The 16,015-nt window shown below is 70.8% G+C and carries 15 protein-coding genes; 5 read left to right on the top strand and 10 right to left on the bottom strand.

The features are described from left to right. Positions 1-8 precede the first annotated feature (8 nt). Both NNI01S_RS00355 and NNI01S_RS00350 read right to left on the bottom strand, forming a co-directional pair. Positions 9-1,016 (bottom strand): N-acetylglutamate synthase, CG3035 family, encoded by a 1,008-nt coding sequence (locus NNI01S_RS00355; RefSeq protein WP_063016238.1) that lies wholly within the window; start codon positions 1,014-1,016, stop codon positions 9-11. After that, positions 1,006-1,596 (bottom strand): peptide deformylase, encoded by a 591-nt coding sequence (locus NNI01S_RS00350; protein WP_063016236.1) that lies wholly within the window; start codon positions 1,594-1,596, stop codon positions 1,006-1,008. Before NNI01S_RS00350 ends, NNI01S_RS00355 begins: the two co-directional genes overlap by 11 nt. Before the next feature lie 171 nt (positions 1,597-1,767). Between NNI01S_RS00350 and napA the strand changes: the two genes are divergently transcribed. From napA to NNI01S_RS00325, 5 genes are all read left to right on the top strand, one after another. Next, complete coding sequence (gene napA / locus NNI01S_RS00345; protein WP_063016234.1) at positions 1,768-2,121, top strand: nucleoid-associated protein NapA; 354 nt, start codon at positions 1,768-1,770, stop codon at positions 2,119-2,121. A gap of 48 nt (positions 2,122-2,169) precedes the next feature. After that, positions 2,170-2,730: a LytR C-terminal domain-containing protein gene (locus NNI01S_RS00340; RefSeq protein WP_063016232.1), complete on the top strand. Its 561-nt coding sequence runs from the start codon at positions 2,170-2,172 to the stop codon at positions 2,728-2,730. Positions 2,731-2,891: 161 nt separating this feature from the next. After that, on the top strand, positions 2,892-3,578 hold the full coding sequence (gene sodC, locus NNI01S_RS00335) for a superoxide dismutase[Cu-Zn] (protein ID WP_063016230.1): 687 nt from the start codon (positions 2,892-2,894) through the stop codon (positions 3,576-3,578). Between the two features lie 11 nt (positions 3,579-3,589). Next, positions 3,590-4,735, top strand: coding sequence for a glutamate--cysteine ligase (locus tag NNI01S_RS00330; protein WP_063016228.1), 1,146 nt, complete (start codon positions 3,590-3,592; stop codon positions 4,733-4,735). 76 nt (positions 4,736-4,811) lie between these two features. Then, positions 4,812-6,170 (top strand): phosphatase PAP2 family protein, encoded by a 1,359-nt coding sequence (locus NNI01S_RS00325; protein ID WP_063917272.1) that lies wholly within the window; start codon positions 4,812-4,814, stop codon positions 6,168-6,170. Between the two features lie 14 nt (positions 6,171-6,184). On the opposite strand, the gene mnhG is transcribed toward NNI01S_RS00325, so the two are convergent. The 8 genes from mnhG to NNI01S_RS00285 all read right to left on the bottom strand — a co-directional run bounded on the left by mnhG (position 6,185) and on the right by NNI01S_RS00285 (position 15,976). After that, positions 6,185-6,520, bottom strand: coding sequence for a monovalent cation/H(+) antiporter subunit G (gene mnhG, locus NNI01S_RS00320; protein WP_063016310.1), 336 nt, complete (start codon positions 6,518-6,520; stop codon positions 6,185-6,187). Next, positions 6,517-6,777: a monovalent cation/H+ antiporter complex subunit F gene (locus NNI01S_RS00315; protein WP_063016312.1), complete on the bottom strand. Its 261-nt coding sequence runs from the start codon at positions 6,775-6,777 to the stop codon at positions 6,517-6,519. The genes mnhG and NNI01S_RS00315 overlap by 4 nt, the downstream gene beginning before the upstream one ends. Continuing rightward, the gene (locus NNI01S_RS00310) at positions 6,774-7,349 is read right to left on the bottom strand and encodes a Na+/H+ antiporter subunit E (RefSeq protein ID WP_063016225.1); all 576 of its coding nucleotides are present in this window, start codon (positions 7,347-7,349) and stop codon (positions 6,774-6,776) included. Before NNI01S_RS00310 ends, NNI01S_RS00315 begins: the two co-directional genes overlap by 4 nt. After that, on the bottom strand, positions 7,346-8,938 hold the full coding sequence (locus NNI01S_RS00305) for a Na+/H+ antiporter subunit D (protein ID WP_063016223.1): 1,593 nt from the start codon (positions 8,936-8,938) through the stop codon (positions 7,346-7,348). The genes NNI01S_RS00310 and NNI01S_RS00305 overlap by 4 nt, the downstream gene beginning before the upstream one ends. Beyond that, positions 8,935-9,312, bottom strand: a complete 378-nt coding sequence (locus NNI01S_RS00300; RefSeq protein ID WP_063016221.1) for a Na(+)/H(+) antiporter subunit C — start codon at positions 9,310-9,312, stop codon at positions 8,935-8,937. Before NNI01S_RS00300 ends, NNI01S_RS00305 begins: the two co-directional genes overlap by 4 nt. After that, entirely contained in the window at positions 9,309-12,215 is a 2,907-nt protein-coding gene (locus NNI01S_RS00295; protein WP_063016219.1) for a Na+/H+ antiporter subunit A, read from the bottom strand. The genes NNI01S_RS00300 and NNI01S_RS00295 overlap by 4 nt, the downstream gene beginning before the upstream one ends. 110 nt (positions 12,216-12,325) lie before the next feature. Further along, a complete protein-coding gene (locus NNI01S_RS00290; RefSeq protein WP_063016217.1) occupies positions 12,326-13,627 on the bottom strand; it encodes a hypothetical protein in 1,302 nt (433 codons plus the stop codon). A gap of 123 nt (positions 13,628-13,750) precedes the next feature. Next, complete coding sequence (locus tag NNI01S_RS00285; protein WP_063016308.1) at positions 13,751-15,976, bottom strand: AAA family ATPase; 2,226 nt, start codon at positions 15,974-15,976, stop codon at positions 13,751-13,753. Positions 15,977-16,015: the final 39 nt, after the last annotated feature.

Genomic DNA, 16,015 nt, shown 5'->3' with positions numbered 1-16,015 from the left:
GGTCTGTTCTACCGCAGGCCGCCGGGCCCGGCGAGAGGTTCGGGCGCGGCGTAGCGGTAGGCGTGGTGTTCGACGAAGCCCAGTTCGCGGTACATCGCGAGGGCCGCCTCGTTGATGGCCTCGACCTGGAGGTAGGCGTGCGTCGCGCCGCGGTCGTGACCCCAGCGCATCAGTTCGGCGCAGACCAGCGAGCCGAGCCCGTGCCTGCGGTGCGCGGTGGCGACGGCCACGCAGGTGAGGCCGACCCAGCGTCGTCCGTCCGGGGCGGTGGTGAGCGCGCCTCGACCGATCGCGATGGGGCGCGGCAGGCCGAGCGAGGCGAAGCCCACTTCGCCGTCGAGGACCGCGGTCAGCACTTCGGTATCCGGCACGGGAGCGGAAATCGCCTGCGCGGGCGCATCTTCGCCGCCGCAGCGGTGCATCTCCAGCCAGGCCGGGTCCGGCGCGGGCGCGATGCGCACCATCGAGGGGCCCTGCGGCAGCACGAAATTATCGATATCGATGGCCAGCATCAGCGTCTCCCGCCGGCTGCGCCAGCCGGGCGGCACCGGGGCCAGCCGATCGGGCAGCGCGAGCTGCACGGGCAGGCCGTGCGCGGTGTACCACTCGCCGATCCGATGCAGCGTCTCCGCGGACACGGTGGCGGGCCCGTCCGAGCTGCCCAGCGGCACAGCGGAATTCGCGCGCCCCGTGTACCCGTTGCCCGCGCGCGCCAGCCAGCCGTCGATCCACGCGTGCTCGACGCCCGGCCAGGCGAATGCGGCCGCGGCCTCCAGCGCGCGAATCTCCTTCGTGCGAATCGGCCTCGGCCCGAGCGCTTTCAGCGCGACCACGCGCTCCGGCGCCACCGAGACGACCGCGCCGTCGGCGCCGCGCACGGTCGGCGGGTCCAGGGAGAGAAGCTCGCCGATCACGTCGGTCAGCGGTTGGGGATAGCCCGCGGGCAGCTGGTAGCGCAGCACCACGCGGCGGCCGAGCGGGATATCGGGCAGGCCGGCGGCGGGATCAGTCGTCATGCCCGAACGGATCGGGATCGGTGCCCGGCAGCCAGCTCAGACCCGGTGTGCCCCAGCCGTTGCGTTTGATCGCCTTCTTGGCGGAGCGCGCGTTGCGGCCGATCAGCACGTCCACGTAGAGGAACCCGTCCAGGTGCCCGACCTCGTGTTGCAGCATGCGGGCGAAGAAGCCCTTGCCCTCCACCTCGATCGGCTCGCCGTGCTCGTCGGTGCCGGTCACCTTCGCCCACTCGGCGCGGCCGGTCGGGAACTGCTCACCGGGAACCGAGAGGCAGCCTTCCTCGTCGTCGTCCGGGTCGGGCATGGTCTCCGGGATCTCCGAGGTCTCCAGCACCGGGTTGACCACCACGCCGCGGCGGCGGGTGGTGGCGCCGTCCGCGCCCAGGTCCGGGCAGTCGTAGACGAACAGGCGCAGCGGGACACCGACTTGGTTGGCCGCGAGGCCGACGCCGTGCGCCGCCTCGAGCGTCTCGTACATGTCCGCGATGAGCGGCGCCAATTCCTCCGGCGATTGCGTGACCCGCTCGGTCGGGTTGTGCAGGACCGGGTCGCCGACGATCACGATCGGGAGGATTGCCATGGGCCAATTATTGCCGTGCGCGCCACGTCACGCTGCCTCGGGTGCCGCGAACTACCGGCAGGTAGGGAACACGCCGCGCCGTGGCCCGGGCGATTACCGGTGCGCGTGGTTGAATGTTCCGCGACGTACAAGCACCATTTTCGTCTGGTGGTCACTCGGCGAGGGAGCGAGATGGACGGCGCAGCGGCACGGAATCTTTCCGAGAGCCAGGACGGCTTTTCCGCGAGCGAAGATGTCACGACGGGGCACGCTGCGGCCGAGCAGGCCGACGGCGCCGGACTGAGCCGTCGCGAACTCGACATCCTGGCCTTCGAGCGACAGTGGTGGAAGTACGCGGGGGCGAAGGAAGAGGCGATCCGCGAGCTGTTCGCCATGTCGCCGACCCGGTACTACCAGGTGTTGAACGCGGTGGTCGACCGGCCGGAGGCGCTGGCCGCCGACCCGATGCTGGTGAAGCGGCTGCGCAGGCTGCGCGCGAGCAGGCAGAAGGCGCGTGCGGCGCGCCGGCTGGGATTCCAGGTCTGACCCGGCGATGCGGACGCGGACCCGTTCGGTGCGACTAGGCTCGCGAGGGTGAGCTACCCGAATCCCACCTCCGGTGGGCCACCGTTGCGCGCCCTGGCGATGGTGCTGATCGCGTTGGCCATCGTCTTCGCCGGTCTCGGCGCGATGTCGCTGTCGAATTCCGACGCCGACACCGACGCCTCGGGAACCAGCGATTCGCCGACCTCCAGCGCGACCGCCGCGCCCCAGGTCCCGGCGAGCACCACCGCGCCCAAGGCGCCCACCTCGGCCGCGTCCTCCTCCGCCGCGGTGACGCCCACCACCACCGCCGCGCCCACCACCTCCGCGGCGGCCCGTTCGGTCCCGGTTCGGGTGCTCAACAACAGTATGGTGGCCGGGCTCGCTGCCAAGACCGCGAGCCAGCTCGCGGCGAGCGGGTGGCCCATCGCGGAAACGGGCAATTACCCGGGCACGAATATCGCGAAAACCACGGTGTATTACGGCAATTCGGCCGGCGACAAGGAAGCGGCGCAGGCCATCGCGGTCGAGCTCGGCGCGGCGGTGGCGCCGAAGTCGGACGGGATCGGGGACACCGGGCCGGGTGTAACGGTGATCGTCACGGGTAACTGACCCGTGTGGCCGCTGTTCGGACGCTCGGACCGGTGAACGTCAGGTGAGGGCACGCCGCCCTGTCGGGGGCACGGCAGCACGGCGTGGCATCATCTTGTCCGGTAACGAACGTGTCCACCCAGCTTTACTCGTAAACTCGGTACTCGTAAAGGAGTTCCCCGATGGCCCCGTCCACAACTCGACGCCCGTCCTGGCGGACTGTGACCCCGGTGCTCGCGGTCGCGGTGTTCGGCCTCGCCGCCTGCTCGAACAGCCAGGAGTCGAGTGACGTCCAGGGGACGACCCCGCCGGTGTGGACCGGGTCCCCCGCTCCGGCCGGGCAGTCGAGCACCGAGCACGGCGGCACGCCGAACACCGAGCAGGGCGTGAACGTCCAGCTGAAGGATCCCTCGGGGGCCTCGGTCGGCACCGCGAACTTCGCCAAGGACGGCAACCACCTGCAGATCACCGTCGAGGCGCACGGGCTGCGTCCCGGCTTCCACGGCCTGCACGTGCACCAGGTCGGCAAATGCGAGCCGAACTCCGTCGCGCCGACCGGCGGCCCGGCGGGCGACTTCCTGTCCGCCGGTGGCCATCTGCAGGTCGGCAGCGCCAACGCGCATCCGGCCAGCGGCGATCTGACCTCGCTGGAGGTGCGCGGCGACGGCGCGGCCAAGCTGGTCACCACCACCGACGCGGTGACGCTGGACGACGTGAAGGGCAAGGCCCTGATCATCCACGCCGACGCCGACAACTTCGGCAACATCCCCAATCGTTACTCCCGCGCCGATGGCGTCGCGGGTCCCGATGAGTCGACCCTAGCGACGGGCGACGCGGGTGGCCGTGTCGCTTGTGGCGTGATCCAGTAGCGCGGTGGCATATGGCCGGGGCAGGAATCGAGCACGTTCCCTTCGAAGGTTCGCCCCGGCCCACCATCGGGGTCGAATGGGAGATCGCCTTGGTCGACCAGGTGACCCGCGATCTGTCGAATACCGCTGCGGAGGTGTTCGATTCCCTCGGTGAACTGCGCGCCCACGACGGCACGCCGCAAGTCACCAAGGAGCTGCTGCGCAATACCGTCGAACTCGTCACCGGCGTGCACGAGACCGTCGGCGCGGCGGTGGAGGACCTGACCGGCACCATGAACACGGTGCGGCGCGCGGCCGACCCGCTGGGCGTCGATCTGTTCTGCGCGGGCACCCATCCGTTCGCGCAGTGGTCGGCCCAGCAGCTGACCCGGTCGGAGCACTACGACGAGTTGATCGAGCGCACACAGTGGTGGGGTCGCCAGATGATGATCTGGGGCGTGCACGTGCACGTCGGAGTCTCCCACCGCGACAAGGTGTTTCCGATCCTCAACTCGCTGCTGCTGTCGTATCCGCACCTGCTCGCGTTGTCGGCGGGCTCGCCGATGTGGTCCGGATCGGACACCGGCTACGCCAGCAACCGGACGCTGATGTTTCAGCAGCTGCCGACCGCGGGCCTGCCGTTCCAGTTCGAGAACTGGACCCAGTTCGAGCATTTCGTGCACGACGAGGTCAAGACCGGTGTGTTCACGCAGCTGGGCGGCATGCACTGGGACATCCGCCCGGCGCCCAAGTGGGGCACCATCGAGGTGCGGGTCTGCGACGGCATCTCCACGCGCACCGAGCTCGCCGCGCTGGCCGCGCTCATCCATTGCCTGATCGTCGACCTCGATCAGCGCGTCGAGAACGGCGAGGACCTGCCCACCCTGCCGCCGTGGCACGTGCAGGAGAACAAGTGGCGGGCCGCCCGTTACGGGCTGGACGCGATCATCATCACCGACGCCGACAGCAACGAGCGTTTGGTCACCGACGACCTGGACGATCTGCTGAACCGGTTGGAGCCGACCGCGGCGCGGCTCGGCTGCGCGGACGAACTCGCGCTGGTGGCCGAGATCCCCAAGCGAGGGGCCTCCTATCAGCGGCAGCGCCGCGTCGCCGCGGCGTCGCAGGGCGATCTGGTCGCGGTGGTGGACGCGCTGGTCGAGGAGCTGAAACAGTAGCGTCCGGCCGGGTAGCGGTCGGCTGCTGTTCAGCTGGCCAGGGGGACGGCGTTCACCCCCCGTTTACTATGGTCGGATGCTTGTCGAATACCCGGGTTCCGGAGTAGGAAGCGCGGTATCGCGCCGCCGCGTACCGCACACCCGGGTCCGGGTCGTCGCGGCGGTGGCCGCGGTGCCGGTCCTGCTGATCGCGTTGCAGGGCGTCGCCATCCGGCAGGGATTCGAAGGTCCGCTGGAAAGCCTCGGGCGGGACTACCTCGGCACACCCAAATCCATGTCCGTGCCGTGGGCCGGGCTGGTTCTCGCGCTGGTGGGTATTCCGGTCCGCCGCAGGCTGGTCGCGGTCGGCGTCGCCGTGGCCATCGATGTGGTGTGGGCGGGCGTCCGATTGCTGGCGGGTGCGCCGTTCGCGATCGGGAACGGCCCGGTGATCGCGCTGACCGGATTGGCGCTGGTGGCCTGGCTGCGCTGGTCCGGCGCCGAACGGCGCGACGCGCTGCACGCGGCCGCGCTCGGCGCGCTGCTGGTGCTGGCCACCAAGGTGGGCGATGTCTGGCTGCACGTCACCGTGATCGGCAGACCGACCGTGCTCGACGAATACGTGATCCTGGCCGACCACGCGCTGGGCGATCCGTCGTGGGTGCTCGGCCGGGCGGTCGACGCGATGGGACCGGTGGTCTACGCGGTGCTGCACTGGGTCTACATCGAGCTGCCCGTGGCGGCGATCGTGGTCGCGGTGTGGCAGCTGCGCCGAGTGGTGTCGTCGGGCCGCTGGCCGTCGCATTACCTGGTGCGCACCTTCCTGGTGCTCGGCTTGGTCGGCCCCCTGGTGTACGTGCTGTTCCCGGTAGTGGGGCCGATGTTCGCGTTCGGACCGGACGGCAACGGGCTGCAACTGGGCAACTACTGGCCCGGGGTGGTGCCGCCGATCGACCGGAACCCGATGCCGCTGCCGTTCGACTCGCCGGTTCCGCGCAACTGCATGCCCTCGATGCACACCGCCTGGGCGCTGTCGGTGTTCCTGCACACCCGGCGCGACAGCGATGGCGAGCCCGCCCCGGCCTGGCTGCGCTGGGGCGGCGCGTTCTGGCTGCTGGCCACCCTCACCGCCACTCTCGGCTTCGGCTACCACTACGGCGTCGACCTGGTGGCGGGCGCGGTGCTGTGCCTCACCGTCGAATCGGCGCTGCGCGAACCGGAGCGCGGCTGGGGATGGTTCCGGGTCCGGTTGGTCGGTTCCGGTGCGGTCGTGCTGGCGGCGCTGTTGCTGTCCTACCGCTACCTCGCGGTGCCGATGGCCGAGTACCCGGTGCTGGCGGGCACCGTCGTGCTCGGGTTGCTGGCGGGGCTGGCGGCGGCATTCCACGCGACCTGGTTCGCGTCCGTACGTCAACCGCTGCAAGCCGAACGGAAGGCCGAGCCCGCCGCGCGTTGAATCGGTTCACGCGGCTAGTCGACGTCGTCGTCGCGCATCTCGTTGACGCGCAACAGCCCGTCCCGGTGGCGCTGCTCGCGGTAGGCGGTGCGGCCGATGAGGTGGGCGATCACCGGCGCGGTGAGCAGGGTGAACAGCCCGACCAGCACCAGCACCCAGATGTTGCCGTGCCCGCGCAGCTGGATCGCGGCGCCCGCGAGCACCAGAATCAATCCGATGACCTGCGGTTTGGTGGCCGCGTGCATCCGGGTGAGCGTGTCGGGGAAGCGGACGATACCGATCGCGGCGGTCAGCGCCAGCGTCGAGCCGAACAGGATCAGAGTGCCCGCGAGCACGTGCCAGAGGTTCATTTGTCGTCCCGCACGCGGAATCGGGACACCGCGGCCGAACCCAGGAACCCGACCAGCGCCAGCGCGACGATCGCGGGCACCACGGTGGTGTCGGCGCTGTAGGCCGCCCACACGGCCAATCCCGAAGCGGCGATGGCCATCAGCGAGTCGACGCCGACGACCCGATCCAGCGTGCTCGGTCCCATGACGACGCGGTAGGTGGTCAGCAGCGCGGCCGCCGTCAGAATGACGGCGGCGAGGACGGCGACGACGGTCACGATGCCACCTCCGGGGGTGCGGGCGGCCGGGAGTACGGCCATCCGGTCGGACGTTCGAAGGCTTCCATCAGCAGGCGTTCCAGCCGCCGGGTGGTCCGGTAGAACTTGTCCACGGCCGCGTCGCTGCCCACATCGAGGACGTGGACGTAGACCACGCAGCGCCTGCGGTCGATCTCCAGCACCATCGTTCCGGGGATCAGGTTGAGCACATCGGTCCACAGCACCAGCACCAGATCCGATCTCGTGCGGGCGTACACCCGCAGCACGCCGGACACCGGCGTGGGGGCCGGGCGGATGGCGAACCACGCGACCTGCAGACTCGACTCCAGCGCGTAATACGCGCCCACCACGACCAGTCCGAGCAGCGGAAGCGGGTTCAGCCGGCCCGACACCGGTACGCCCGGCAGCGGCAGCGCCACCATGATCAGCGCGCCGACCACCAGCCCGCCCAGCAGGTTCGCGAGGCTGAGATCGCCCCACAGCGCGAGCCAGACCACGGTGAGCCAGACGAGGACGCCGACGCGCACGACCGTCTCGCGTCCGCGGCGGCGCACGGTCCGCTCGTCGCTCATCGCGGGTCACCCAGCACCGCACCGATGTACACACCGGGATCGCGCAGGTCCGCCGCCGCCCGGTCGGCGATCGACAAGATCGGCCCGGCCAGCACGGTCAGGCACAGCCCGACCGCCACGAGCGCCGCGGTGGACAACACCATCAGCGGCGGCATCCGGCCGGGATCGGTGCGCTCGTCGTAGTGCACGTCGGTCGCCTCCTCGATCAGCGTCGGCGGCTTCGCCGCGGTCAGATGGCCCTCGGGGGCGTCCGCGCGGGGGCGCCAGAACGCTTTGCTCCACACGCGGGCGACGGTGTAGAGGGTGAGCAGGCTGGTGAGCACCGCGCCCGCGACCAGCACCCAGGCCAGCACGCTGCCGCGTTCGGCGCCCGCCTGCAAGAGCGCGACCTTGCCGATGAACCCGGAGAACGGAGGTATCCCCCCGAGATTCAGCGCGGGGACGAGGAACAGCACCGCCAGCAGCGGACTGGCCGCGGCGAGCCCGCCCAGTCTGCGCAGCGAGGTCGACCCGGCCTGCCGCTCGATCAGGCCCGCCACGAGGAACAGCGCGGTCTGCACCAGGATGTGGTGCGCCACGTAGAAGACCGCGCCCGCCAGCCCCGGCGTGGTGGCCAGACCTACCCCGAACACCATGTAGCCGATGTGGCTGACCAGGGTGAACGACAGCAGACGGCGGATGTCGCTCTGCGCGATGGCGCCGAAGATGCCCACCAGCATGGTCAGCAGGCCGCAGACCAGCAGGATCGAGTCCAAGCCGCCCCCGGGGAACAGCAGCGAGTGCGTCCGGATGATCGCGTACACACCGACTTTGGTGAGCAGGCCCGCGAACACGGCGGTGACCGGAGCTGGTGCGGTCGGATAGGAGTCGGGCAGCCAGTTCGACAGCGGGAAGACGGCCGCCTTGATGCCGAACGCCACCAGCAGTACCCCGAAGATCGCCGTGCGGGTGCCCTCCGTCACCGCCCCGAACCGCACCGCGAGCTGGGCGAGATTCAGCGTTCCGGTCGCCGCGTAGGTGAGCCCGATGCCGGTGAGGAAGATCAGCGAGGAGACCATCGACACCATCACATAGGCCACGCCCGCCCGGATGCGTTCGGTGGTCGCGCCCACCGTGAGCAGCACGAACGACGCCGCGAGCAGGATCTCGAAGCCCACGAAGAGGTTGAACAGGTCACCGGCAAGGAAAGCGGCCGAGACACCGGCGGTGAGCACCAGGTACGTGGGCCGGTAGATGGAGGTCGGCTGCCGCGCGTCGCCGTCGCGGATGTTCTGGCCTGCGCCGTAGAGGGCGACCGACAGCAGCACGATGGACGAGACGAGCAGCATCGCCGCGGAGAGCCGGTCGACCACCAGCGTGATGCCGATCGGTGCCGCCCAGTCGCCGACCTGCAAGGCGGTGGTGCCGTCCCGGTCGGCCAGGAACAGCAGCAGCCCGCAGATCACCACCACGCCGGTGAGCGCCCCGACGATGACCACGCTCTGGACGCGGGGCCTGCGGCCGAAGACGAGCGTCGCCGCGGCGCCCAGCAGCGGAACGAGCACCGGCAGCGGTGTGAGGACCGGCAGCAGGCCGGAGGACAGGCTCACGTCTCCGGGTCCTCTCCGGCCCGTCGCCGGGCGACCTCCGCGTCTTCCTCGTCGTTGGCGACGTCGTCGCTGGTGGTGAGCATGTACGCGCGGTAGGCCAGCGCGAGGACGAAGGCCGCGATGCCCATGGTGATCACAATGGCGGTGAGCACCATCGCCTGGGCGAGCGGGTCGGCCATCTGGTCGGTGCCGGCCCCGCCGTGGATGGGCGCTTCGCCGTCGCCGCCGCCGGCGGTGAGGATCAGCAGGTTCACCGCGTTGCCGAACAGGATCAGCCCGAGCAGCATCTTCGACACGGCGCGTTCCAGGATCAGATACACCCCGCACGCGACCAGCACGCCGATCACGATCAGCAGGGTCAGATTCGCGGTCATGCGCCGGAACCGCCTTTCCTCGCCGGGGGCTCGGCGTCGGCCAGCTCGCTGTCCAGCCGCGCGCCGAGGCTGCGCAGCACATCCAGCACCAGGCCGACCACGATGAGATAGACGCCGAGATCGAACAGCAGCGCGGTGACCACTTTGACGTGGCCGACCACCGGTAGCGAAACGTCGATGATCGCCGAGGACAGCGGCGGCGCGCCGAGCAGCAGCGAGGAGACCGCGGTGCCGGCGGCCAGGGTGAGGCCGGCGCCGAGCACATGGCCCGCGTCGACGGGCAGCGCCTCGCCCAATTCGTAGCGGCCGCCCGCGAGATACCGCAGGGTCAGCGCGAGCCCCGCGGTGAGCCCGCCCGCGAACCCGCCGCCCGGCGCGTTGTGGCCGGAGAAGAAGAAGTAGACCGACAGCAGCATGATGGTCGGGAACACCAGCCGCGTGGTGATCTGCAGGACCATCGACCGTTCGGCCCGGTCGACCAACCGGCCCGCGGGCAGCCAGCTCACCAGTTCCGGGTCGTAGTCGGGGGAGTCGGCCGCGCGCGGCGCGCTGCCGAAGCGCCTGCTGCGGAACACCAAGGACGCGACGCCGGTGGCGGCCACGACGAGCACCGAGATCTCGCCGAGGGTGTCCCAGGCTCGCAGGTCTACCAGCAGAACGTTGACCGCGTTCTTCCCCCCGCCGAATTCGTAGGCGGCATCGGGGATCCGGGGCCAGATGGGTTCGGCGGTGCGGGCGGCGACGGCGAAACCGGCCAGGACCGCGACCACCGCTCCCGTCCCCGCGGCCAGCATCGCCCTGCGGACCTTGAACGCCGCCGCGCGGCTCGCCTCGATCCGCGCGGGAAAGGCGCGCAGGACGAGGACGAAGATCACCAGCGTCAGCGTCTCCACCAGGAATTGGGTCAGCGCGAGGTCGGGCGCGCCGTGCAGCGCGAAGATGACGCCGCTGCCGTATCCGGTCACGCCTACGACCAGCACGCTCGCCAAGCGATTGCGCAGCACTGTCGCGGCCAGCGCGGTCACCACCATGATCACGCCGATGGCCGCTTGCGATGGCGAATCCCACCACCGCAACGTCACGCCGGTGCGGGCGCCGACGGCGAGCAGGGCGGTCGGCAGGACGATCAGCGTGACCAGGATCGCCGCCTGGCTCAGCGGCAGCGACCCGCGCTGCACGGCGCCGGTCATCCGCAGCGAGAGGGCGTCCATCGCGCGCAGTGTTGCGTCGTAGGCGCGGTCGGCGTTGCCCAGGCGCGGGTGCGCCGATTCGGCGAAGCGGTCGCGCAACCGGTACAGCACGACGCCGACGGCGACGATCAGCAGCGTCGTTGCCGCCGCGGGGGTGAATCCGTGCCACAGCGCCAGATGCTCGGGCGCGGGCCCGGCGAGCGTTCCGGCGTAGGGGCGCAGCCGTGCGTCCAGCCAGGACGGCACGAGACCGGCGACGAGACTCGCGATGGCGAGCAGCGCCGGTGGCGCCAGGAACAGTGCGCCCGGCGGGTGCCAGCGGCAACGATCCTCGCCTTCCGGCTGGTCCGCGGGGACAGGTACTTCACTCGGGTGGTGGGCGAGTGCGATCGCGCCGGGCGCGGGTTCCGGCTCATCGCGCTTGTCCGCGAAGGCGCCCCAGACGAACCGGATGCTGTAGCCGACGGTCAGCATCGAACCGAGCGCCACGCCGGCGAACACTGCGGCCCGGGCGGGTTCGGTGAGCACGTCGGCGTCGAGCACGGCGCTCAGCGCGCTCTCCTTGCCGACGAAGCCGAGCAGCGGCGGGATGCCCGCCATACTGAGCGCGGCGAGGACCGCGGTCGCGCACAACACGGGAGCCCGGCGGCCGAGGCCGGACAACCGGCGCAGATCCCGCGTTCCGGCACCGTGATCGATGATCCCGACCACCAGGAACAGGCACGCCTTGAACAGCGCGTGCGCGACGATCATCGTCACCCCGGCCAGCGCGGCGCCGGGCGTGCCGATGCCGACCAGCACGATCAGGAACCCCAGCTGACTCACCGTGCCGAAGGCCAGCACCAGTTTCAGGTCCACGACCTGCAGCGCCCGCAGCCCGGCCAGCAACATCGAGGCCGAGCCGAGGGTGAGCACGAGCGGGTGCCAGACCGGATTCTGCGCGAACACCGGAGCGAGGCGGGCGACCAGGTACACACCCGCCTTCACCATCGCGGCCGCGTGCAGGTACGCGCTCACCGGCGTCGGCGCGGCCATCGCGCCGGGCAACCAGAAATGCAAGGGCACCACAGCGGATTTGGTGAGCGCGCCGACCAGCAACAGTGCTACCGCGACGCCGACCGCGGGCCCGCTCGGCGGATCAGCCGCGGTCAGCAGATCCGACAGCAGATAACTGCCGCTCACGGTGCCGAGCACGACGATGCCTGCCAGCATCGCCAATCCGCCCGCCCCGGTCACCAGCAGTGCCTGAATCGCGGCGCGCCGACTGGCCGCCTGTTCGGCGTTGTGGCCGATGAGCAGGAACGACAGCACGGTCGTCGCTTCCCAGAACACGTAGAGCAGCACCATGTTGTCGCTGGTGACCAGCCCGAACATGGCTCCGGCGAAGGCGACCAGCTCGGCGGCGAACACACCGAGGCGCGGCTCGTCGTTCTCGAAATATCTGCCGCAGTAGACCAGAACCAGCGCTCCGATGCCGAGCACGAGCGCGCACAGGACAGCCGCGAGGGTGTCGAAACGCAGCTCGATGTTCAGCGCGATGCTCGGTGCCCAGGCCAGCCGGACGCGCTGTGGCTCGGACCAATTCGCGATAACCCACCCGAGGCTGCCGAAGGGGACCGAAGCCAGCAGGAAGAAAGCATTCCGTCCCAGTACCCGCACACACAGCGGAGCCAGCAAGGCGGCTACGGCATGGATGAGCAGGATTACGAGCAAACTTCACTCCGTCGAGTAGGGGCGGCGGGGTGTTCGGGACAAGCCTACGGAAAGGGTGTATTTCTCGCGGAAGGGGCGCGTATGGCGTACGCCATTCGCGCGGACTCCGGCTATATGTCCGCTAATGATTCGCTTTCCGGCTGCCCTTTCGGTTGCGGCTTGCTGCGGGGCCGCAATTTACGCAGCATGACGAGCCCGAGAGCGCTCCCGATGACGATGGCGAGCGCGGTCCGGCCGGGCGTCGCGTCGTGCACCTCCACCTCTTCGCGCCAGTCCTTGACCCGGTCCGGCATCACCGACACCGCCGAAGGGAGGTAGAGCGCGGTGAGCGCGAGCACGCCGCTGGGCGCGTAGTGCGGTCGCACCGTGCCGCAGCAGTAGCCCGCGGTCAACGCGATCACCCCACTGATCACGGCGAAGGCGACAGTGCTCGCCGACGTCGAGGTGACGAGGGCGAAGACCGAGATGCCCGCTAGAAGCAGGATGGCCAGCGCGGTCGAGGGCATGCGTGCGCCGATGGCCACTCCGGCCGCGGTCAGCGCGATGAGCACCGCGGAGGTCCAGCCGGGCCGGACCGCGTATCCCACGGCGTCGACCGCCGCGGTGAGGCTCACGGCCAGGTACACGCCGGTGCCGTCCCGGCCGGGCAGCAGCATGGCGGCGGCGGTCGCGCTGACGATCGTCGCGGCGACGACGATCGTGATCTCGACGGCGTGACTCTCGGCGGGCAGTTTGCTGTACTGGCGGCCCAGCCATTCGGTGCCGGCCAGCACCACCAGCGCGAGCACCATGGCGGCGAGGATCGGCGTCACCGGCAGGGCGATCGCCATCCCGGGCGTCTTCGGCTCCTCGGTGCGCCTCCAGTTGTGCAAGGTGCTGATCACCAGCAGCGCCAGCGCCGCGCCGATCATCCAGCGCGTCGGCGTCTCCAGGACCGCGTACGGATCCGCGTTGATGTTCAGCAGGCTGGCGAGATCGCCGAAGCCGAAGAACCCGACGCCGCCTATCGCGAACGCCGCGCCGGGTAGCGGGCGGCGCAGCGCCACCGCGCCCAGCCCACCGAGCAACACCGCGGCACAGATGGAGTCGATGTAGTTCTGCGTGGTCAGCATCTCGGCCGTGGGCCCTTGACGGCCGGCGAAGTGATTGAGCAACTGCGCAAGGGCCGCGGCCGTCGCCGTCGCCCAGCCGGTCAAGGGCCGCTTGGTGGTCGCCACCAGCACGGCGATCGCGACGGCGACGATCATGCCCAGCGCGGCGCTGCGCGGCACGCTGTTGAGCAGCCCGGCGATCCGGTACGAGGTGGTCTGGCCTTTGGTGCTGACGGTGACCGGCAGGAACAGCGTGACGCCCGCGACCGCGGCTCCCGTGAAGGCCGTGATCGCGTCGACAATGTCGCCGACCTTACGCACGGTTGTCGAACATACCCGGGGCACGGGCGCGATCTTGTGATTGCCGATGATTCGCCCAAAAATGTCTCCCGCGCGAAAAATGCGGCGTAAGCCGATTTACCAGAGATTGGCTGAGGAGACCGTCTAGCCGCGACTTTCCGCGTACCGGCGCAACGTGTCGATCTGCGCCGGGTCCAGCGAGGGCCGTACCACCGCCTGGGCGGCCAGCACGTCGGCCGCGGTGACGTCGGCGGCGTGCACGTCCCGGCGCATTGCCGCGAGCGCGGACTCGCGCAGCAGCGCCGCGCAGTCGGCGGCGGAGTAGCCCTCCAGTTCTCCCGCGAGCGTGTCGAGGTCGACGTCGTCGGCCAGCGGCACGGCGCGGCCAGCGGTGTGCAGGATCTCCCGCCGGGCGTCGGCGTCCGGCGGCGGGACATAGACCAGCCGTTCGAGCCTGCCCGGGCGCAACAGCGCTGGATCTATCAGCTCCGGCCGGTTGGTCGCGCCCAGGACCACCACGTCGCGCAGCGGCTCCACACCGTCGAGTTCGGTGAGCAGCGCGGCGACCACACGGTCGCCGACGCCCGCGTCGGCGCTCTGTCCGCGACGCGGGGCCAGGGCGTCCACCTCGTCGAGGAAGATCAGCGAGGGCGCGGAATCGCGAGCGCGCTGGAACAATTCGCGCACCGCCCGCTCCGACGAGCCGACCCACCGATCCAGCAACTCCGCGCCTTTGACCGCGTGCACGCTGAGCTGACCGCTGCCGGCCAGCGCGCGCACGAGGAAGGTCTTGCCGCAGCCGGGCGGGCCGTAGAGCAGCACCCCGCGCGGCGGCTCGATGCCGAGGCGAGCGAAGGAGTCGGGGTGGCGCAGCGGCCACAGCACCGCCTCGGTCAGCGCCTGCTTGGTTTCCGCCATGTCGCCGACGTCGTCGAGACTCAGGCTGCCGATGGCGAGTTCCTCCATGCCGGAGCGCGACAGCGGCCGGATGACCTCGAGCGCGCCGAGCAGGTCGGGCTGGGTGAGCTGCGGCTCGCCGTTCTCCCTGGCCCGCGACGCCGCGCGTAACGCGGCCTCCCGGCACAGCGCCGCCAGATCGGAGACCACGAATCCGGGGGTGCGCGCCGCGATCTCCTCGAGCTTCAACTCCGCGGTCGGCACCCGGCGCAGCAGATGTTCCAGTAGGGCCTTACGCACGGCCGCGGTGGGCAGCGGCAACGCGAGCTCGCGGTCGCACAGATCGGGCGCGCGCAGACGCTGGTCGATCCCGGCGGGGTGCGCCGTGGTCGCGAGGAACGCGACGGAGGGTTCGGCGATCGCGGCGCGCAGCTGGTCCAGGATGAGCGTGGCGACCGGTTCGGCGTCGGCGGGCAGCAGCGCGTCGATGTCGGTGATCAAAAGGACGCCGCCCTTGCCGCAGCCGATGTCGGCCACCGCTTCGGCGACCTCGCGCAGCCGCGCGCCGCTCTCGGCCGCCCCGATGGTGGGGCCGTCCAGTTCCACCACGCGCCGCGGCGCCGCGACCGCGCGGGCCAGTGTGGTCTTGCCGACGCCGGCCGGGCCGGTGATCAGCACGCCGAGATGCGGTCTGGCGCCCAGCGTGCGCAGCAATTCGGGCTCGTCGAGGGCGAGGCTGAGCCATTCGCCGAGCTTCGCGGCCTGGCTGCGCGCGCCCGCCAAGTCTTCGACCGAGACGCTCGGCATGTCCCCGGGCGGCGTGGTCCGGGTCGCCGCGCCGTCGGCGCTGTCGCCGGGGGCCGTCGCGCCGGCCGCGAGCGACGCCGCGGCCGAGGCGGGAGCGTCTCGCGCGGCGACCGCGCCCGCGCCCCAGACCACGGCGGTGTTCGGCTGTACGCTCACCGGGCCGCGCGGATCGGTGGCGGTGACGGTGAGCAATTCCGTGGTCCAGGCGATGCCGAAGGTGCGCGACAGCGCCTGGGTGGCGGCCGTGGAACTGATGTCGGGGCCGAGGTCGCGCGGCAGCAGGGAGACCGCGTCGCCGACCGTGACGACCTTCCCGAGCAGCGCCTGCCGCAGCGTCGCGGCCGGAATCGTGCGGGTGGCGTGCACCGAGCCGCTCACGGTGATCTGTTTCGCGCCGTAGACGGTCGCGGGGGAGATCACCACCGTCGCATCCTCGCGCAGCCCGGCATTGGACAGCGTGACGTCGTCGAGCAGGGCGAATCCGGCGGGCGTGCCCGGACGGGCGACGCCGACGACCGCGGCCGTGCGCCGGGAGCCGACCAGCATGACCCCATCCCATTCCCGCAACCCGAGCGCGGTCAGCGCTTCGGGATGCAGCCGGACTACGCCGCGGCGGGCGTCGGCGGCCGAAGGATTCAGGCGGGCGGTGAGTGCCAGTTCTGCCACTGTGCCATTCTGCCGCGCGAGCCCGCCCTCGGTCACGGT

Source organism: Nocardia niwae NBRC 108934 = DSM 45340 (assembly GCF_001613465.1).
GTDB classification, from domain to species: domain Bacteria; phylum Actinomycetota; class Actinomycetes; order Mycobacteriales; family Mycobacteriaceae; genus Nocardia; species Nocardia niwae.
Note: the sequence above shows the minus strand (reverse complement) of the source record. Positions and strands in the feature narration are given on the sequence as shown.